The organism is Paracoccus aerodenitrificans, from assembly GCF_027913215.1.
GTDB classification, from domain to species: domain Bacteria; phylum Pseudomonadota; class Alphaproteobacteria; order Rhodobacterales; family Rhodobacteraceae; genus Paracoccus; species Paracoccus aerodenitrificans.
The window spans coordinates 2438886-2457429 of sequence record NZ_CP115784.1; the positions used below are offsets into that span (position 1 = coordinate 2438886).

18 protein-coding genes and 1 other RNA gene are annotated in these 18544 nt (G+C 61.0%); 16 read left to right on the forward strand and 3 right to left on the reverse strand.

What is annotated here, in order from left to right; all coding sequences use genetic code 11:
- Positions 1-21 precede the first annotated feature (21 nt).
- Complete coding sequence (guaB, locus tag PAE61_RS13385) at positions 22-1470, reverse strand: IMP dehydrogenase (RefSeq protein ID WP_271112877.1); 1449 nt, start codon at positions 1468-1470, stop codon at positions 22-24.
- A 452-nt stretch (positions 1471-1922) separates the two neighbouring features.
- Between guaB and PAE61_RS13390 the strand changes: the two genes are divergently transcribed.
- The 7 genes from PAE61_RS13390 to PAE61_RS13420 all read left to right on the forward strand — a co-directional run bounded on the left by PAE61_RS13390 (position 1923) and on the right by PAE61_RS13420 (position 8836).
- Complete coding sequence (locus tag PAE61_RS13390) at positions 1923-3068, forward strand: OmpP1/FadL family transporter (protein WP_271112878.1); 1146 nt, start codon at positions 1923-1925, stop codon at positions 3066-3068.
- Positions 3069-3171: 103 nt separating this feature from the next.
- Positions 3172-4035 (forward strand): ATPase, encoded by an 864-nt coding sequence (locus PAE61_RS13395; protein ID WP_271112879.1) that lies wholly within the window; start codon positions 3172-3174, stop codon positions 4033-4035.
- A gap of 2 nt (positions 4036-4037) precedes the next feature.
- Positions 4038-4961, forward strand: coding sequence for a homoserine O-succinyltransferase (locus PAE61_RS13400; RefSeq protein ID WP_271112880.1), 924 nt, complete (start codon positions 4038-4040; stop codon positions 4959-4961).
- A gap of 64 nt (positions 4962-5025) precedes the next feature.
- Complete coding sequence (ppk2, locus tag PAE61_RS13405; RefSeq protein ID WP_271112881.1) at positions 5026-5919, forward strand: polyphosphate kinase 2; 894 nt, start codon at positions 5026-5028, stop codon at positions 5917-5919.
- Complete coding sequence (locus PAE61_RS13410; protein WP_271112882.1) at positions 5916-6824, forward strand: TPM domain-containing protein; 909 nt, start codon at positions 5916-5918, stop codon at positions 6822-6824. Before ppk2 ends, PAE61_RS13410 begins: the two co-directional genes overlap by 4 nt.
- 103 nt (positions 6825-6927) lie before the next feature.
- Positions 6928-7671 (forward strand): SDR family NAD(P)-dependent oxidoreductase, encoded by a 744-nt coding sequence (locus tag PAE61_RS13415; protein WP_271112883.1) that lies wholly within the window; start codon positions 6928-6930, stop codon positions 7669-7671.
- Between the two features lie 124 nt (positions 7672-7795).
- Positions 7796-8836, forward strand: a complete 1041-nt coding sequence (locus tag PAE61_RS13420; RefSeq protein ID WP_271112884.1) for an ABC transporter substrate-binding protein — start codon at positions 7796-7798, stop codon at positions 8834-8836.
- A 64-nt stretch (positions 8837-8900) separates the two neighbouring features.
- Here PAE61_RS13420 and PAE61_RS13425 read toward each other — a convergent pair whose 3' ends face one another.
- The gene (locus PAE61_RS13425) at positions 8901-9335 is read right to left on the reverse strand and encodes an RrF2 family transcriptional regulator (RefSeq protein ID WP_271112885.1); all 435 of its coding nucleotides are present in this window, start codon (positions 9333-9335) and stop codon (positions 8901-8903) included.
- Positions 9336-9472: 137 nt separating this feature from the next.
- Here PAE61_RS13425 and hmpA point away from each other — a divergent pair, with 137 nt between their 5' ends.
- Complete coding sequence (gene hmpA / locus PAE61_RS13430) at positions 9473-10657, forward strand: NO-inducible flavohemoprotein (RefSeq protein WP_271112886.1); 1185 nt, start codon at positions 9473-9475, stop codon at positions 10655-10657.
- A gap of 45 nt (positions 10658-10702) precedes the next feature.
- On the opposite strand, the gene PAE61_RS13435 is transcribed toward hmpA, so the two are convergent.
- Positions 10703-11290, reverse strand: coding sequence for a nucleoside deaminase (locus PAE61_RS13435; protein ID WP_271112887.1), 588 nt, complete (start codon positions 11288-11290; stop codon positions 10703-10705).
- A gap of 130 nt (positions 11291-11420) precedes the next feature.
- On the opposite strand from PAE61_RS13435, the gene ssrA reads away from it, so the two are divergent.
- The 8 genes from ssrA (at position 11421) to purB (ending at position 18525) form a co-directional block, all read left to right on the forward strand.
- Positions 11421-11778, forward strand: a transfer-messenger RNA (tmRNA) gene (gene ssrA / locus PAE61_RS13440).
- Positions 11779-11838: 60 nt separating this feature from the next.
- A complete protein-coding gene (gene chrA / locus PAE61_RS13445) occupies positions 11839-13071 on the forward strand; it encodes a chromate efflux transporter (protein WP_271112888.1) in 1233 nt (410 codons plus the stop codon).
- A gap of 80 nt (positions 13072-13151) precedes the next feature.
- A complete protein-coding gene (locus tag PAE61_RS13450; protein WP_271112889.1) occupies positions 13152-13613 on the forward strand; it encodes an SspB family protein in 462 nt (153 codons plus the stop codon).
- Positions 13614-13694: 81 nt separating this feature from the next.
- Positions 13695-15089 carry a class II fumarate hydratase gene (gene fumC / locus PAE61_RS13455; RefSeq protein ID WP_271112890.1) on the forward strand — a complete coding sequence of 465 codons (1395 nt, stop codon included), beginning with the start codon at positions 13695-13697 and terminating at the stop codon, positions 15087-15089.
- Positions 15090-15318: 229 nt separating this feature from the next.
- Complete coding sequence (gdhA, locus tag PAE61_RS13460; protein WP_271112891.1) at positions 15319-16674, forward strand: NADP-specific glutamate dehydrogenase; 1356 nt, start codon at positions 15319-15321, stop codon at positions 16672-16674.
- A gap of 107 nt (positions 16675-16781) precedes the next feature.
- Positions 16782-16958 (forward strand): DUF4169 family protein, encoded by a 177-nt coding sequence (locus tag PAE61_RS13465; protein ID WP_271112892.1) that lies wholly within the window; start codon positions 16782-16784, stop codon positions 16956-16958.
- Positions 16959-16968: 10 nt separating this feature from the next.
- Positions 16969-17187 (forward strand): ribbon-helix-helix domain-containing protein, encoded by a 219-nt coding sequence (locus PAE61_RS13470; RefSeq protein ID WP_271115159.1) that lies wholly within the window; start codon positions 16969-16971, stop codon positions 17185-17187.
- 27 nt (positions 17188-17214) lie between these two features.
- Positions 17215-18525, forward strand: a complete 1311-nt coding sequence (purB, locus tag PAE61_RS13475) for an adenylosuccinate lyase (protein ID WP_271112893.1) — start codon at positions 17215-17217, stop codon at positions 18523-18525.
- Positions 18526-18544 lie beyond the last annotated feature (19 nt).

Here is an 18544-nt window from a genome sequence, read left to right on the forward strand (position 1 = left end):
TCACGGCACCGGAAAAGCGCCCTATCCCAGACGGTAATTCGGGCTTTCACGGGTGATCTGCACATCATGGACATGGCTTTCCTTCAGCCCCGACCCTGTGATGCGCACGAACTCACAGCCGCCACGCATCTGATCGACCGTGGCACAGCCCGTATAGCCCATCGCGGCACGAAGCCCTCCGACCATCTGGTGAATGACCGTGCCGACCGCGCCCTTGTAGGGAACCTGCCCCTCGATCCCTTCCGGCACCAGCTTGTCGGTCGCCGCATCCTTCTGGAAATAGCGGTCCGCAGAGCCCCGCGCCATCGCCCCCAGACTGCCCATCCCGCGATAGGATTTGAAGCTGCGGCCCTGATAAAGGATCACCTCTCCGGGCGATTCGTCGGTTCCGGCGATGGCACTGCCCACCATCGCACAGCTTGCGCCCGCCGCGATGGCCTTGGCGAAATCGCCCGAGAACTTGATGCCGCCATCGGCAATCACCGGAACATCTCCGGCGGCAGAGGCAACATCCATGATCGCGGTCAGTTGCGGCACACCGACGCCGGCCACGATCCGCGTCGTGCAGATGGAACCCGGCCCGATCCCGACCTTCACCGCATCCGCCCCGGCATCGATCAGCGCCCGCGCCGCATCGGCGGTGGCGATATTGCCCGCGACGATCTGGATATCGGCCGAGAAATTACGCAAACGCTGCACCGCCATCGCGACGCCCTCGGAATGGCCATGCGCGGTGTCGATCACCACCATGTCGACCCCGGCCTCGATCAGCGCCTGACTGCGTTCGAACCCTTCATTCCCGACGGTCGAGGCCGCGCCAACCCGCAGCCGCCCCAGATCGTCCTTGCAGGCCAGAGGGTTCAGAACCGCCTTCTTGGTATCCTTCAGCGTCAGCAACCCGGTCAGATGCCCGCTTTCATTGGTGACCAGAAGTTTTTCGATGCGCCGCGCCTTCATCATCGCAATCGCCTCGGCCCGGTCGGCCGGCTCGCGCAGGATGGCGAGGTTCTGCGAGGTCATCATCGCTCGGACCGGTGTCGCATCGTCGCTGGCGAAGCGCATATCTCGATTGGTCACGATCCCCAGCACCCGCCCGTCCTCATCGACGACCGGGAAGCCGGTGACATTATAGCGATCCTGCAAGGCCCGCGCATCGGCAAGCGTCTGGTCCGGCGTCAGGGTGATCGGCTTGTAGACGATGCCGGATTCGAAGCGCTTCACCCGGCGCACCTCATCGGCCTGCTGTTCCAGCGTCAGGTTGCGGTGAATCACACCCATCCCGCCGGATTGCGCCATCGCAATCGCCATGCGGCTTTCCGTGACCGTATCCATCGCCGAGCTGAGCAACGGGATATTCATGCTGATGCCGCGCGTGACCCGCGTGGTCACATCGGCGGTTGAGGGCATCACATTCGATGCCGCAGGAACCAGAAGAACATCGTCAAAGGTGAGCGCCTCACGAATCTGCATCGCAGCCATCCTTTCGGGGGTTCGTTTGGCAGTTCCCCTTTTCACCTAAAGCCGGGATTGTCCACCCCCGCCCAATGCGCAAATCGCATCCCTGTCTTGCGGCGGGGTGCGCATGGAGGGCGCAAGAACCGGCTCCGCCATCGCCGCGCTTATGCGGCTGTCGCGCTAACGCGCTGCATGGCGGTATATAACTGTCGGCTTACGCGCCGACTCCGTCCGGCTGAATCAGGGACGACCTTCCGCCGCCCTGTCACTCAGCGGATCGCCGAAATCGGCCACGCAAAGGACAAGCTGTAACAGGCCAAGATCATAAACGTTGCATCGGGGACACGGTTGCGCATCGCATGAACCGAAGACGCCACGTCATCCTTCTGACATAATTGACGCTATCCCGATGCACGATAGCATTATCTTCACATTGCGGCCCGTCAGGCCGTTGAGGGGAGGAAAATATGAAAAGAACATTAACCGGCGCCGCCGCACTGCTTGTCACCGCCGCTCCGGTCTTCGCCGCCGGTATCGAGCGGTCGACCCAGTCCATCGGGATTCTGTTCGAGGAAGGCAATTACGCCGAACTCGGCGGTCAGTTCACAAATCCGGATGTCAGCGGCAACGATCTGGCCATTTATGGCGGCAGCAGCACCGGCGGCGTCGCGGATGAGTTCAACGTCGTCACTTTCGGCTACAAGCACCAGTTCACCGATCAACTGTCTGCCGCACTGATCATTGAGCATCCTTATGGGGCCGATATCGAATATACGGATTTCGCGGATGGCGGCTCATATATGCTGGGTGGCACCAAGGCGAATGTCGAAAGCGCGATGATCTCGGGCATTCTGCGCTATAAGTTCAACGATAGCTGGGGTGTGCATGGCGGTGTGCGTGTCTCCAAGGCCTCAGGCGATGTGAAACTCGCCGGTACGGCCTACAGCCAGCTTTCAGGTTATCGCGCCAAGCTGGAGGACGATACGGCTGCCGGCTGGCTGCTTGGCGGAACATGGGAGCTTCCCGATATCGCGGCACGGGTCGCGCTGACCTATTATTCCGATATCGACCATGATTTCGACACCGAGGAAACGCTGAACGGTATCCCCGTCGCTCTGCTTCCCGGAATGCCGCTTTCCGGTGACTCGACTTCGGTCACGACGCCCTCGATGCTCGCGCTGGATTTCCAGACCGGCATCGCCACCGATACGCTGCTCTTCGGCCAGCTTCGCCGCACCTACTGGTCGGATTTCACCGTCACCCCGGAATGGTTCGGCAGAGGTGTACCGGACGGGCTGGTCAGCCTGGAGGACAGCAACACCTTCACCCTGGGCGTCGGCCGGAAATTCACCGAACAATGGTCCGGCACCGTCGCGTTCACCTATGAACCGACCGGAGACGACCTCGTATCCCCGCTGGCACCCACGAATGGCCGCAAGGGCGTTACCGTGGCCGGTATCTACACGATGGATAACTGGAAATTCACCGGCGGCATCAACTACACCAAACTGGGTGACGCGACCCCGGAAACCGGCACGCCTGATGCGGCGCGCGCCGAGATCGAGGACAGCGAAGCGGTGAGCCTCGGCCTGCGCATCGGCTATCGCTTCTGATCGCCGGATCGTTCATTCCGCAACACAAGCCGAAGCCCCGCCACGCGCGGGGCTTTTCTCTTGCGCGTCCGCTGCCTAGATTACGCGGCACGAAGGAGCCGCCATGATCTATGCGACCGGACAAGACTGGACACGCAGCAGCCGAAAACGGGTGCTGCTTTTCGGCATGTCAGGTCTGGGGAAAACGCATCTGTCGAACATGCTGCGTGCCTCGGGCGACTGGTTCCATTACAGCATCGATTACCGCATCGGCACCCGCTATATGGGCGAACTCATCGCGGATAACTTCAAGCGCGAGGCGATGAAAGTGCCGCTGCTGCGCGAATTGCTGCTGTCGGACAGCGTCTATATCGCCAGCAATATCACCTTCGACAATCTTTCTCCGCTGTCCACCTATCTGGGCAAACCCGGAAGCGTGACCCGCGGCGGGCTGGCATTCGACGACTATATGCTGCGTCAGAACCAGCACCGCGCGGCAGAGGTTTCCGCCCTGCTGGATACGCCCTATTTCATCGACCGTGCGCAGGAAATTTACCGGCTGCCGAATTTCGTCTGCGATTCCGGCGGCTCGATCTGCGAGGTCGTCGATCCCGAGGATTCCGGCGACAAGGTGCTGAACGCGCTGGAACGCCACCTGCTGATGGTCTGGATCAAGGGATCAGAGGCACATACGGCGGAACTGGTCCGGCGCTTCGACCGTGCCCCCAAACCGATGTATTACGAACCCGAATTCCTTGACCGCTCTTTCGTGCAGTACCGGATGGAGAACGGGCTGCGCGAGGATCAGGTCGATCCCGACGCGTTTATCCGCTGGATCTATTCACGCGCTCTGGATCAGCGCCAGCCGCGTTATGAGGCAATGGCGCGGCGCGGCGTGACCGTCACCGCCGAAGAGGTCTCAGACATCTCAACGCCCGAGGAATTCAATGCGCTGATCGCGCGTGCCATCGACCGAAAGGAACCCTGAAAATGCCGATCACCCTGCCCAATGACCTGCCCGCCTTCGACATCTTGTCGGGCGAGGGCGTCATGGTCATGTCGCCGGGCCGCGCGGCGACGCAGGATATCCGGCCTCTGCGCATCGGGTTGTTGAATCTGATGCCGAAGAAGATCCAGACCGAGAACCAGTTCGCCCGGCTGATCGGCGCGACGCCGCTGCAAATCGACTTTCAGCTGATCCGCATGTCCGACCATGAAAGCCGCAACACGGCGGCGGATCACATGGCCAGCTTCTATCGCCCCTTCCGCGAGGTTGAGGCCACGGGCGAGAAATTCGACGGCCTCGTCATCACCGGCGCCCCGATCGAGCATCTGCCCTTTGAGGATGTCACCTATTGGGAGGAACTGCGCCGCGTCTTCGACTGGACGCAGAGCCATGTGCATTCCACCTTCGGCGTCTGCTGGGGCGGCATGGCGATGGCCTATCATTTCCACGGCCTGCCCAAGCATCTGCTGGACGCCAAGGCTTTCGGCTGCTTCCGTCACGAGAACCGCGCCCCGGCCTCGCCCTATCTGCGCGGATTTTCCGACGATCTGCTGATCCCGGTCAGCCGCTGGACCGAGGTCCGCGCCGAAGATGTGGACGCCCGCCCTGCCCTGACCACGCTTCTGGCCTCGGACGAGGTCGGGCCGTGCCTGCTGGAGGATACCGGCCATCGTGCGCTCTATGTTTTCAACCATTTCGAATACGATTCCGACACGCTGAAGGACGAATATGATCGCGATGTATCGGTCGGCAAAGCGATCAACGTGCCGGTGAATTACTATCCCGGCGACGACCCGTCCCGGCCTCCGTCGAACCGGTGGCGCAGCCATGCGCATCTTCTCTATGGCAACTGGATCAACGAGATCTACCAGACCACCGAATACGAAATGGCGAAGATCGGCACCTGAAACGCGCCTCTTTTCACACCCGGCAAGCGCCTGCATAGTGCCGGAACAGCTACGGAGACCACGCATGGCCAGCAGGAAAGACGCGCCCCATCCGATGCCCTATGTCGGAGAGATCACCAAATTCCTCGAAAACGACGCTCCGAAAGAGATCCGCAAGGCCATCGAACAGGCCGGCAAGGATGATATTCTGAACCCGACCTATCCCTATGACGGGGAAATCGACAAGGACGAATACAAGGACCGGATGGAGCAGCTTCAGGTTCAGCTTGTCCGCATGATGCATGATGTCGTGGTCACCGGAAAGCGCGTCGTCGTGGTGTTCGAGGGCCGCGACGCGGCGGGCAAGGGCGGAACCATCGAACGTGTGCGCGAAAACCTGAACCCGCGCAGCGCCTATATCGTGGCGCTTCCGAAACCCACCGACCGCGAATCGCGGCAATGGTATTTTCAGCGCTATGTGGACTGGCTGCCCGCTGACGGCGAAATCGCGCTGTTCGACCGAAGCTGGTATAATCGCGGCGTGGTCGAACGCGTCTTCGGCTTCTCCAGCGAGCAGGACCGAAAGCTGTTCTTCAAACAGCTTCCCCATTTCGAGGAAATGCTGGTCAGCGACGACACGATCCTCATCAAGCTGTGGCTGAATGTCGGTCGGGCCGAACAGCTCCGGCGCTTCCTCGACCGCGAGAAAGACCCGCTGAAACAATGGAAGCTTTCATCCATAGATGTGGACGGGCTGGCGAAATGGGATGAATATACCGAGGCGATTCAGGATATGCTGAAACGCTCGCATATCGACACCGCGCCCTGGACGGTGATCCGCTCGGATGACAAAAAACGCGCCCGAATCGCGGCGATCCAGACCATCCTGAATGCGGTGGATTACGCAGGCAAGGACCCTGACGCGATTGGCAAGATTGACGAAAACATCGCCGGTGGCCCGGACATCCTGACACGATGAGCCGCATTCTTGCCCTCATCTGGCTGCTTTTCGCTCTGCCTGTCGCGGCGCAGGAACTGCCGGACTGGCAATATAACTCGATCAACGATTTCGCCGGGATTCTCAGCAATGACGATACAAGGATTCTGGATCAGGCCCTGATCGCGCTGAACGGGGAAACCGGCGTCGAAGGGACTGTCGTCACGCTGACCGACCGCGCCAGCTATGGCGGGACAGACGGGCTGGAATCCTTCGCGACGCGGCTGTTCAATGACTGGGGCGTCGGCAATGCCGAGCGCGATGACGGGTTCATGGTCCTGTTTCTGCGCGACGACCGCGAAGCCCGGATCGAACTGGGCGCGGGATATGCGCGGGAATATGACCGGATTGCGCAGCAGATCATGGACGGGATCATGCTGCCGGAATTCCGTGACGGCGCCTATTCCGCCGGGCTGCGTCAGGGGACGCTGGCGGTGGCGGACCGGATCGCCCGAGCGCATACCGCCGGGACCGTCCCTGAGCCTCCGCGCCGGAACTGGGCGGATCTCATCCTTGTGAACCTGATGTCGATCCTGTTCGGTCTGTTCGGAATCGTCGCGACATTTCTCTTTATCTATCGCAAATGGACCCAGAATCGCTGCCCGCGCTGCCGGGAACGCGGGCTGATCACCGAAACCGGCCCGATGCGCGATCCTCTGCCCGATGGCGGCTGGAAAGTGCAGTATGATCAGGTGAAACGGATCTGCCCCTCTTGCGGCTATACCGGCACCAAACGCAAGAAACGCCCCGAGACGATCGTTTTCGCAGGCGATGGAACCATCCTCAGCCGAAGCAGCAATATACGCTCTGTCGCGGGCCGCAGCCGCAGCAGCGGCGGGTTCGGCGGCGGTTCCTCGGGCGGCGGGGGCGCCTCTGGCCGGTGGTGAGCCACGAAAACCGGCCAATCGAAGAAAGCAAATGATATCAGGGTTCTTGTACCCGGCGTTCAGTCGCGCATAATCGCCCCAGCCAGCCATGCAGGGGGAAGCCATGCAGCTTGACGAAACACGCGCCGTTGTCACCGGAGGCGCTTCCGGTCTTGGTGCTGCCACATCCGAGTATCTGCGCCAACGCGGTGCGCAGGTCACGATCCTCGACCGCGACCCGAAAGGCCGCAATTTCGCCCGCGGGATCGGCGCGGGCTTCATCGAGACCGACGTGATCGACGAAGCCAGCGTGACTCGCGCCATCGAAGGCGCGGTCGAAGAAATGGGCGCGATCAATGCCTGCGTGAACTGCGCGGGCATAGTCACCGGCGAAAAGACCATCGGACGCGACGGCCCTCACGGTCTGGAAAGCTTCCGCCGCACGATTGAAATCAACCTGATCGGCAGCTTCAACGTGCTGCGCCTCGCCGCCGCCGAAATGGCGCGGAATGAGGGCGAGGAGCGGGGCGTGATCATCAACACCGCCTCGGTCGCCGCGTTTGACGGACAGGCCGGGCAAGCCGCCTATGCCGCCTCGAAGGCCGCAATCGCCGGCATGACCCTGCCCATCGCCCGCGACCTCGCCCGCAACGGCATCCGCGTCATGACCATCGCGCCCGGCATTTTCGCCACCCCGATGATGCGCAGCCTGCCGCCCGAAGTGCAGGAGAGCCTGGCCGCCGAGGTGACCTATCCCAAACGCCTCGGCGACCCCGGGGAATTCGCCCGCATGGTCGGCACGATCATCGAATCCGGCTATCTGAACGGCGAGGTCATCCGTCTGGACGGTGCATTGCGCATGCACTGAACCTGGCCGCCCCGTGGTCTCGCGAAAGCGTGCGCGGCCGCGGCATCACAGGACGCTTGCGCGTGAGTTGACCGCTCGCTAGCGTCAGAGCATCAACAGCCTCTCAAGGAAAGGCCATAAGCTTATGACCCTGCTGCGCTCAACCGCCATTCTTGCGGCGCTTGCCACCCCCGCTTTCGCTGCCGATCCCGAACTGACCGTCTTCGACTGGGCAGGTTTCGAGGAGCCGGTGATCTTTCAGGGCTATATCGACAAGCACGGCGACAACCCCACCTTCGCCTTCTATGGCGATGATGACGAAGCCTTCCAGAAGGTCGCTTCGGGCTTCAAGGCCGATGTCGTCCACCCCTGCAGCCAGATGGTGTCGAAATACCGCGATGCCGGGCTGATCGAACCGTGGGACACCTCGCGGATCGAGAATTTCGACGATCTCGACCCCGAACTGATGGCCTCGGATGTTTTCCAGGACGATGAGGGCGTCTGGTACATCCCGACCGACTGGGGCGCGACCGCCATCGCCTATAACCCCGAGGAAGTGCCGGGAGAAGACGTGGCCTCGCTGAACGTTTTCACCAACCCCGAATATCAGGGCCGCACCTCTCTGCCGGACAGCTCCGACGATGTCTGGGCGCTTGCCTATCTGGCAACCGGCGTCACCGACTGGACCGAGGTCTCGGACGAGGAATTCCAGGCCGCCGCCGACTGGCTGCGCGAGGCTCATCAGAATGTCGCCGCCTATTGGGCCGACCCGTCCGAGCAGGCTCAGCTTATGGCCTCTGGTCAGGTGGACGTGGCCTGGTCCTGGAATGACGGCGTGACCTATCTGCGCGAGGATGACTATCCGGTCGCTTTTCAGCGCGAGGCAAAGGAAGGCTCGTCCAACTTCATCTGCGGTTTCGTGAACATGAAGGACGGCCCCGGCAGCGAAGACAAGGTCTATGACTTCATCAATGCCTGGCTGGAACCCCGCGCCGCCAAGGGCCTGCTGGATACGATCGGTTACGGCCACTCGACCCGCGCCGGAATGGAAACCATCAGCGATGAGCCTGCCGTCGAAGAAGGCCTCAGCGACATCGACGCCCCCCTGCTGGCGCAGGTCCCCAACGACCCGCAGCAGCGCGAGCGCCAGCTTGCCGAGTTCGAAAAGATCAAGGCCGGGTTCTGATCCCCGCCTGACAACAGCAAAGGGCCGCGCCAGTCGCGGCCCTTTTCCATTCCTACGTACCCGCTCAGCCCACCTTCCGCGCGAAAACCGGGAAATCCTCTGGCGTCAGGGCGATATCTGCAATCGAATACTCCCCAAGCACCGCCAGAAACGCCTCAAGCGCCTGCCGCAGCGGCGCGATAAGACGGCACTGAGAGGTAATCACGCATTGATTGCCCGTCCGCATGCACTCGACCAGACCGAATCCCGGCTCCAGATGGCGCACCACCGCAGCCACGCTGATCTCCGCCGCCGGACGCGCCAGCCGTAACCCGCCCGAGCGGCCACGCTGCGCGATCAGAAACCCGCCTTGCGTCAGCGCATTCACCACCTTCATCACCGTACTGCGCGGCATCCGGTAGGTTGCGGTAATTTCGTCGATGGTAAACAGCCTGTCGCCACAGGACGCGGCAAAGATCACGATACGCAACCCGAGATCGGTGCTGTCATTCAGCCTCATCCGGCCTCTCTCCTTGTTTTTAGGGCACTATGTGGGGCGGAATGCCGCAACATAAAAGATACATTTGTCTGGCATCTTTTATCGGGCAATATTACCCCACCCTTCAGGAAACAAAATACAGATGTCAGGAGTAAGTTATGTCCCAGCCACTTTCTGAAAAGACGATTTCGATCATCGAAGCCACCGCCCCGGCCGTCGCCGGACATATCGACGAAATCGTACCCTGCATGTATCAGCGCCTTCTTACGGACCCTGAAATCCGCGCCCTGTTCAACATGTCGCATCAGCATGGCAACTCGCCCCAGCACAAGGCCCTCGCCTCGGCGCTTGTGGCCTATGCGACCCATATCCGCAATCCCGAGGTGCTCGGCACAGCCATCGAACGGATCGCGCAGAAACATGCCGGGCTTCAGATCCTGCCGGAGCATTACCCCCATGTCGGCGATGCGCTTCTGGGTGCCGTGGCCGAGGTTCTGGGCGATGCCATCACCCCCGAAATCCTTGCCGCATGGGGCGAGGCGTACTGGTTCCTCGCCGATATCCTGATCGGGCGCGAGGAACAGATCTATACCTCTTCCGAACACGCAGCCGGTGGCTGGCGCGGATGGCGGCGCTTCCGCGTTGCCGCGAAAACACCGGAAACCGACGAAATCATCTCATTCCTGCTGGAGCCGGTCGATGGCGCGGCAGTACAGGCACACCGGCCCGGCCAGTATCTCAGCTTCCGCTTCCAGCCTGCCGAGGGCGAGGAATACCGGCGCAATTACTCGATCTCTTCGGCACCGAACGGCCAGAATTACCGCATCACCATCAAGCGCGAGCCAGAGGGGAAAATCTCGAACTGGCTTCACGATTCGGTCGAACCCGGCGCGGAATTCGACGTGGCCCCGCCCGCCGGGGAGTTCTTCCTCGACCCGCAGGGCAAAAGCGAGATCGTTCTGCTGTCCGGTGGCGTCGGGCTGACACCGATGGTCTCGATGCTGGAAAGCTTTGGCGGCAAGGAACTGCCGATGCTCTATGTCCACGCCACCCGCGACCCGCGTCACCACGCCATGCGCGAACGCCCCTTAGAACTGGCAAGCGAAAGCCATGTTTTCTATGAGACTGCGGACGAATCGGACCTGAGCGCCCCGAACACCCATGCCGGACGGGTCAACCCGGAATGGCTGGTGCAGATCAGCGACCCGAAAATCGCGGATTACTTCATCTGCGGCCCGACGGGTTTCATGGATGCGATGATCACGGGGCTGAAAGCCGCCAATGTCCCCGATAACCGCATTCACTATGAATTCTTCGGCCCCGCCGCCGCGGAACTCGGCTGAGACAATGCAGGGGCGGGCTTGTCCCCGCCCCTCGCCAGCACGGTTTCAGCTTAACGGAATCGCATTCCCCGCCTTGCTGTCCTGATAGGCAGCGGACAGCTTGTCATATTCCTCGCGGATCGCCTTCGCCCGCGCCCGCAGCTTGTCCTGCTGCGCCGGTTCGGCCCCCGCGATCACCTCGGCTACGGATCGCGCCGACCAATAGGCGTTGTCGCGGCGATATCCGCCCGGCTCCAGCGTGAACACCTCTTTCAGGATCTTCAGGTCATGCGGGATGGCGAAACTGTCGCGGCTGTCCTCATGAGTAAAGAAGTCGAAGAAGTTGTCGAACCCCGCCCAGGTGATCGCCGAGAGGCACATGGAACAGGGTTCATGCGTGCTGAGAAAGATCAGATCCTCAGGGGGCGGCAGCCCGTCTTTCTCGTGATAGGTTTTCAGCAGATGCACCTCGCCATGCCAGAGCGGGTTTTCGGTTTCATTATTCGTCTCTGCCAGAGCAACGCTGCCATCGGATTTGCGCAGCACCGCCGCCCCGAAGATCTTGTTGCCTGCGGCGACGCCCTTCCGGGTCAGCGGCAGGATGTGATCCTCGATCGCGCTCAGCAGAGCATCGGCCAGTTCCGTGTCATTCATCCGCTTATCCTCGCATTTTCATCCGATAGAAGCGGGTTTCCACTGACCCGGCAAGCCCCTGTGTCGCCAGTGTACGGGCTGTGTACATCCGGTGTACAGCCTGTGCCCACGCTGTGCGCCCCATTTCACCCCTCTTGCGAGCCCCGCCCCGCACCCCTATATTCCTCCTGTTCGGGTTCGCCCGGACTATGGACATAAACGCGCTCGTAATAAGCGGATCGGACCCGGGGGCGGTACCCGGCGGCTCCACCATCATTCGCCTTCGTTGGGGGGATATGGGGCCGAAACAGGATCGACGAACGTCTAAAGGGGTTTTGCTTTGTCCCGGTGAGCGACCACCGTTATCGGTGCAAATTGTACAGTTGCCAACGACAACCGTGCTCCGGTGGCTCTGGCTGCGTAAGCAGCTCGGGTAACCGAAACCTAACTCCTTGCGCCTAGCAGCGTAAGGCGGGGCCCGCAGGAGCCTTGCAACAGAATCCTGCACTTTCTCCCCTTCATATTGCTGATAAATTCGCCCTGTATCAGTCGCCGGGAACGGGGGACGCGTGGTCGGATATTCTCAACTTTTCAAGGTATTCCTGCGCATCGGCTGGCTGTCTTTCGGCGGCCCTGCTGCACAGATCGCGCTGATGCATCGCGAGTTGGTCGAGCGTCACGGGTGGCTCTCCGAGGCCCAGTATCTGCGGGCGCTTTCCCTGTGCATGCTGCTTCCCGGACCAGAAGCGATGCAGCTTGCCGCCTACGCTGGGTGGCGGCTGAGAGGGATCCCCGGCGGGCTGATCTCGGGCGGGCTGTTCATCCTGCCGGGGGCGATTGTGATCGCCATGCTGGCGGCTGCTTATGTGGCGTGGGGCGACCTGCCTCTGATGCAGGCGGCGTTTCTCGGGATCAAGTCCTGTGTTCTGGTGATCGTGATTGAAGCCCTGATGCGCCTGAGCCGCAGGGCGCTGAAGACAAATCTGCATTGGCTTATCGCGGTCGCAGCTTTCCTTGCCATCGCCCTGCTGGATATCCCGTTTCCTCTGGTCATCGCCGCCGCTGCCATTGCCGGATCGCTTCGCGCTCTGACGCCGCCGGATATCCCGCCCGTATCCTCAAGCCCCGGAGCAGGTCTGTGGATATTGCTGCCGGGAATTCCGCTGTGGCTGGCCCCGCTGACACTGTGTTGGGCAGCGGGGGCAGAGTTCCTGACCTCGCTTGGCGGATTTTTCGCGAAGCTCGCGGTGGTGTCCTTCGGCGGAGCCTATGCGCTGCTGACCTATATGACGCAAACCATCGTGCAGGATATGGGCTGGATCGGCACGGGCCAGATGATCGACGCGCTCGGTCTGGCGGAAACGACGCCCGGCCCGCTGATCCTTGTCACCGAATTCGTCGCATGGCTTGCAGGCGATGCGCAGGGCGGGCCGGTGCTGGCCGCAACCGCCGCAGCGCTGAGCCTGTGGGCGACTTTCATACCCTCGTTTCTGTTCATCTTCGCCTTCGCCCCCGGGATTGACTGGCTGGCAGGCCGCCCGCGGCTCAGCGCCGCATTGGAGGGCGTGACGGCTGCCGTGGTCGGTGTCATCGCGACGCTTGCCCTCTGGTTCGGGATGCAGGTGCTGTTCGGCGGGCAGACCGTCGCGCTCGGCCCGCTTCTGCTGCCCGATCCCGGATCGTTCGACTGGCGCACGGGTGTGATCGCTGCCCTCGCCGCTGCCGGTCTTACGGGCGCAAGGCTCGGGCTTCACTGGGTTCTTGCCGCGTCAGCGCTTGCCGGAGTTATCCTTGCGTCCTGAGTGATTTCTTTGCCCGATACACTCTTTCAATCGTGCGACACATAACTATGCTGGCCGGCAGCAGGATGAAGGGACGATGAATGACTCGCGCTATCGATTACGGTGGAATGATGCATCGCGCGATGCAGGGGCTGATCGCAGAAGTCCTGCAGAACGTGGCCGAGAACGGGCTGCCCGGAGAGCATCATTTCTTCATCACCTTCGACACACGCGAAGACGGGGTCGAGATCGCGGACTGGCTGCGCGAACGCTATCCCGAAGAAATGACAATCGTCGTCCAGCACTGGTATGAAGGGCTGATCGTCAATCAAGACGGTTTCGAGATCACGCTGAATTTCGGCAACTCGCCCGAACGGCTGATCGTGCCCTTCGATTCGGTGCGCACCTTCGTCGATCCTTCGGTCGAGTTCGGGCTGCGCTTCGAAACTCAGGAAAGCGACGAAGAGGACGATATCGAAGAGCCGGACATCCAGCCCGATCAGCCTGACGAAGAGTCGAAGGGCAGCGGTGAGGTTGTCAGCCTGGATAAGTGGCGCAAATAGAACGGCATACGCTCGCATACCATTTGCGAATCCGGGATCGCGCGGCTACAACCCCCACATATTCGTGAGGGAGCCACATTCATGACCAAGACCCGCACCGAAACCGACAGCTTCGGCCCGCTGGAGGTCCCTGCTGACAAATACTGGGGCGCTCAGACGCAGCGTTCGATCCAGAACTTCCCCATCGGCTGGGAACGCCAGCCTGTCCCGATCATCCGTGCGCTTGGCGCGATCAAGCGGGCAGCGGCCGAGGTGAACATGGCCTCGGGCAAGCTGGATGAGAAACGCGGCAAGGCGATGGTGCAGGCCGCGACTGAGGTATTCGAAGGCAAGTTCGATGACAACTTCCCTCTGGTCGTCTGGCAGACCGGGTCCGGGACGCAGTCCAATATGAACGCCAATGAGGTCGTGTCGAACCGCGCCATCGAGATTCTCGGCGGCGAGATGGGGTCCAAAGATCCGGTTCACCCCAACGATCATTGCAATATGGGCCAGTCCTCGAACGACACTTTCCCGACCGCGATGCATGTCGCCATCGGCATGCAGGCCCGCGATGTGCTGATGCCGGGGCTGGAAAAACTGGCAGCGGCCCTTGAGGCGAAGTCCGAAGAGTTCAAGGATATCATCAAGATCGGCCGCACCCATACGCAAGACGCCACGCCTCTGACGCTCGGTCAGGAATTCGGCGGCTATGCCCATCAGGTCCGCATGGGGATCGAGCGGGTGAAGATGTGCCTGCCGCAGATCTACGAACTCGCGCAGGGCGGTACGGCGGTCGGCACCGGGCTGAACACCACGAAAGGGTGGGACACCGATATCGCCGCCAAGATCGCCGAGATTACGGATCTGCCCTTCGTGACTGCTCCGAACAAGTTCGAGGCTCTGGCCGCGCATGATGCGATGGTATTCTTCTCTGGTGCGCTGAAAACTGTGGCGGCCTCGCTGTTCAAGATCGCCAATGACCTGCGTCTGCTTGGCTCCGGCCCCCGCTCGGGTCTGGGAGAGCTGATCCTGCCCGAGAATGAGCCGGGTTCCTCGATCATGCCGGGCAAGGTGAACCCGACTCAGGCCGAGGCGCTGACGATGGTTTGCGCGCATGTCATGGGCAATGACGCAGCGGTCGGTTTCGCCGGATCGCAGGGGCATTTCGAGTTGAACGTCTATAACCCGATGATGTCCTATAACGTGCTGCAATCCATGCAGCTTCTGGGCGATTCGGCATCGAGCTTCACCGACAATATGGTCGTGGGCACGCAGGCGAATGTCGAACGTATCGAGAAGCTGATGAAGGAATCGCTGATGCTGGTCACGGCACTGGCGCCGACCATCGGCTATGACAACGCGACCAAGGTTGCCAAGACCGCCCATAAGAACGGCACGACGCTTCGTGAGGAAGCCGTGGGGCTTGGCTTCGTGACCGAGGACGAATTCGACAAGATCGTCCGCCCCGAACTGATGATCGGTCCCTCGGACTGATCCGCCCCTGAGCGGGGAATATGTGGAAAACGCATATTCCCCGTTTCTTTTTCTGCCCTGATTTCAAAAAATTTTTCTGCTGACGCGCCCGGCTGACCGGGTGTCCGAACGTGTTTGACGTTCAGATATGGCAGAAAGACCTTTTTGCAATGAACATTCATTAACCAATTGCACAGCATTTCAATTTCGCTAGCAATTGATCGGATCAGTGACGAAAGTGAATGTTCAGATGAATAATATTGACGAAAAGCTTCAGCCGATTTTCGCGGACGTCATGCGGCGTAATCATGGCGAGCCTGAGTTTCTGCAGGCTGTGCAAGAGGTTCTGGAAAGTCTGGGGCGCGTGGTCGCAAAACACCCCGATTATATCGAACAGGCCTTGATCGAACGCATCTGTGAGCCCGAGCGTCAGATTATTTTTCGCATTCCCTGGGTCGACGATCAGGGCAAGGTTCAAATTAATCGCGGCTTCCGCGTCCAGTTCAATTCGGCGCTTGGCCCCTATAAGGGCGGCATTCGTTTTCACCCTTCGGTCAATGTCGGGATCATCAAGTTTCTCGGCTTCGAACAGACCTTCAAGAATGCGCTGACCGGGCTGCCGATCGGCGGAGGCAAAGGCGGCAGCGATTTCGATCCGAAGGGCAAATCAGACGGCGAAATCATGCGGTTCTGCCAGTCCCTGATGACAGAGCTGCACCGGCATCTGGGTGAACAGACCGACGTTCCCGCAGGCGATATCGGCGTGGGCGGGCGTGAGATCGGCTTCATGTTCGGCCAGTACAAGCGCCTGAACAACCGCTATGAGGCAGGGGTATTCACAGGCAAGGCGCTTGCCTATGGTGGCTCACGCGCCCGGACCGAGGCGACGGGATACGGGAACACCTATTTCGTCAAGGCAATGCTTGAAACAAAGAACAGCGATTTCGACGGCAAGCGCGTCGTGGTCTCGGGATCGGGCAATGTGGCGATCTATACGATCAAGAAGGTGCAGTCCTTCGGCGGCACGGTTATCGCCTGTTCGGATTCCAGCGGCTATGTCGTCGATGAGGCCGGGATCGATCTTGACTTGCTGCGGGACATCAAGGAAGTCCGGCGCGGGCGCATCGTCGAATACGCTCAGGAAAAGGGCGGAGACGTGCATTTCATCCCGGCAGAGAAAGGGTCGATCTGGGATGTCGCCTGCGATGTCGCCATGCCCTCCGCCACCCAGAATGAGCTTTCGGGCAAGGATGCGAAGAAGCTGGTCAGCAATGGTGTGGTTGCCGTTGGCGAAGGGGCAAATATGCCCTGCACCCCGGAGGCTGTTCATATCTTCCAGAACGCGGGCGTCCTCTTTGCTCCCGGCAAGGCTGCGAATGCAGGTGGGGTGGCGACCTCTGCCCTTGAGATGCAGCAGAACGCAAGCCGCGATAGCTGGAGCTTCCAGAAAACCGAAGAGCGCCTCGCCTCTATCATGCAGGGGATCCACGATACCTGCGCCGCCACGGCGGATGAGTACGGGGCACCCGGCGATTATGTGCTCGGGGCGAATATCGCCGGTTTCGTCCGTGTCGCCGAGGCCATGCGAATGCTGGGCGTCATCTGATTGCGCCGATGACGTGATGACCGGGCCGGACAGGAAACGGCCCGGTTGATCTGCTCTGCGCTCAAAAGCCCGTTTCCTGAACGGGCCTGCCGCGCTATCCTGTAGCCATGACGCAGATCACCAACCTCAACCGTTTCCGCAAGCAGAAATCCCGCGAGGAGGCCCGCAAACAGGCCGACGCCAACGCGGCGAAATTCGGGCGGAACAAGGCCCAGAAAGCGGCTGAAAAGGCCGACAGGGACCGCGCGGCAGGCCATCTCGACGGGGTGAAACGTGACGATTGAGCTGCCGCCGATGGATGTTCCGGCGAAGCGGTCCTTGACGATTGACGGGCATCGCACCTCGGTCAGTCTGGAAAATGCGTTCTGGCGTGCGCTCGACCGGATCGCGAAGGGACGGGACATGACCCGTGCCGCCGTGATCGCGGAAATCGACCATGCGCGGCCGCCCGAAGTCGGGCTGGCCACCGCATGCCGGTTGTTCGTACTGGCAGAACTGGGCCGCAAAGGGTAAAGCACGGGCCAAAGACAGGAGACCCCGATGATCCCGCGCTATGCCCGCCCCGAAATGACCGCCATCTGGTCGCCGGAAACCAAGTTCCGCATCTGGTACGAGATTGAGGCCCATGCCTGCGACGCTCAGGCCGATCTGGGTGTGATCCCGCGAGAAAATGCCGAGGCGGTCTGGAAGGCGAAGGACGTGGAATTCGACGTCGCCCGCATCGATGAAATCGAGGCTGTCACCAAGCATGACGTGATCGCCTTTCTGACTCATCTGGCCGAACATATCGGCAGCGACGAAGCCCGTTTCGTGCATCAGGGCATGACCTCGTCGGATGTGCTGGACACCACGCTGAACGTCCAGCTTGTCCGCGCGGCTGATATCCTGCTGGCAGATATGGATAAGCTGCTGACCGCGCTGAAAAAACGTGCCTTCGAGCACAAGGATACGGTGCGCATCGGCCGCAGCCACGGCATCCACGCCGAACCCACCACGATGGGCCTGACCTTCGCGCGTTTCTACGCCGAAATGGAGCGAAACCGGAAGCGCCTTGAACGCGCCCGCTGGGAAGTCGCGACCGGCGCGATCAGCGGTGCCGTCGGCACTTTCGCCAATATCGACCCGGCGGTCGAGGAACATGTTTGCGCGAAAATGGGCCTCCGCCCCGAGGCGATCAGCACGCAGGTCATTCCCCGCGACCGCCATGCCATGTTCTTTGCAACCCTCGGCGTGATCGCGTCCAGCATCGAGAATGTCGCCATCGAGATCCGCCATATGCAGCGCACCGAGGTGCTGGAGGCCGAGGAATTCTTCAGCGCCGGGCAGAAGGGCTCATCGGCGATGCCGCATAAGCGCAACCCGGTCCTGACCGAGAACCTTACCGGTCTGGCGCGGCTGGTGCGCATGGCGGTGATCCCGGCGATGGAGAATGTGGCGCTGTGGCATGAACGCGATATCAGCCATTCCTCGGTCGAACGCGGCATCGCCCCGGATGCGACCATCACGCTGGATTTCGCGCTGAACCGGCTGGCCGGGGTGATTGAAAAACTGGTGATCTATCCCGACAATATGCTTGCGAATATGAACAAGTTTAAGGGTCTGGTGATGAGCCAGAGGGTTCTTCTGGCCCTGACTCAGGCCGGGGTTTCACGTGAGGACGCCTATCGCCTGGTGCAGCGAAACGCGATGAAAGTCTGGGAGGACGGCAAGGATTTCAAGGAAGAGCTGCTTGCCGATGCCGAGGTGACGGCAGCGCTGTCTCCCTCCGAGATCGAGGAAAAATTCGATCTCGGCTATCACACCAAACATGTCGATACGATCTTCGCACGGGTTTTCGGGCAGGCCGGCTAACCCGGGCTTAAACCTTCTA

Coding starts and splice junctions, on each gene's coding strand:
- gdhA (WP_271112891.1), top strand. CDS start 15,319: ATGAATAATATTGACGAAAAGCTTCAGCCGATTTTCGCGGACGTCATG.
- fumC (WP_271112890.1), top strand. CDS start 13,695: ATGACCAAGACCCGCACCGAAACCGACAGCTTCGGCCCGCTGGAGGTC.
- hmpA (WP_271112886.1), top strand. CDS start 9,473: ATGTCCCAGCCACTTTCTGAAAAGACGATTTCGATCATCGAAGCCACC.
- PAE61_RS13425 (WP_271112885.1), bottom strand. CDS start 9,335: ATGAGGCTGAATGACAGCACCGATCTCGGGTTGCGTATCGTGATCTTT.
- PAE61_RS13420 (WP_271112884.1), top strand. CDS start 7,796: ATGACCCTGCTGCGCTCAACCGCCATTCTTGCGGCGCTTGCCACCCCC.
- ppk2 (WP_271112881.1), top strand. CDS start 5,026: ATGGCCAGCAGGAAAGACGCGCCCCATCCGATGCCCTATGTCGGAGAG.
- PAE61_RS13395 (WP_271112879.1), top strand. CDS start 3,172: ATGATCTATGCGACCGGACAAGACTGGACACGCAGCAGCCGAAAACGG.
- PAE61_RS13400 (WP_271112880.1), top strand. CDS start 4,038: ATGCCGATCACCCTGCCCAATGACCTGCCCGCCTTCGACATCTTGTCG.
- PAE61_RS13390 (WP_271112878.1), top strand. CDS start 1,923: ATGAAAAGAACATTAACCGGCGCCGCCGCACTGCTTGTCACCGCCGCT.
- purB (WP_271112893.1), top strand. CDS start 17,215: ATGATCCCGCGCTATGCCCGCCCCGAAATGACCGCCATCTGGTCGCCG.
- guaB (WP_271112877.1), bottom strand. CDS start 1,470: ATGCAGATTCGTGAGGCGCTCACCTTTGACGATGTTCTTCTGGTTCCT.
- PAE61_RS13450 (WP_271112889.1), top strand. CDS start 13,152: ATGACTCGCGCTATCGATTACGGTGGAATGATGCATCGCGCGATGCAG.
- PAE61_RS13470 (WP_271115159.1), top strand. CDS start 16,969: ATGGATGTTCCGGCGAAGCGGTCCTTGACGATTGACGGGCATCGCACC.
- PAE61_RS13435 (WP_271112887.1), bottom strand. CDS start 11,290: ATGAATGACACGGAACTGGCCGATGCTCTGCTGAGCGCGATCGAGGAT.
- PAE61_RS13410 (WP_271112882.1), top strand. CDS start 5,916: ATGAGCCGCATTCTTGCCCTCATCTGGCTGCTTTTCGCTCTGCCTGTC.
- PAE61_RS13465 (WP_271112892.1), top strand. CDS start 16,782: ATGACGCAGATCACCAACCTCAACCGTTTCCGCAAGCAGAAATCCCGC.
- PAE61_RS13415 (WP_271112883.1), top strand. CDS start 6,928: ATGCAGCTTGACGAAACACGCGCCGTTGTCACCGGAGGCGCTTCCGGT.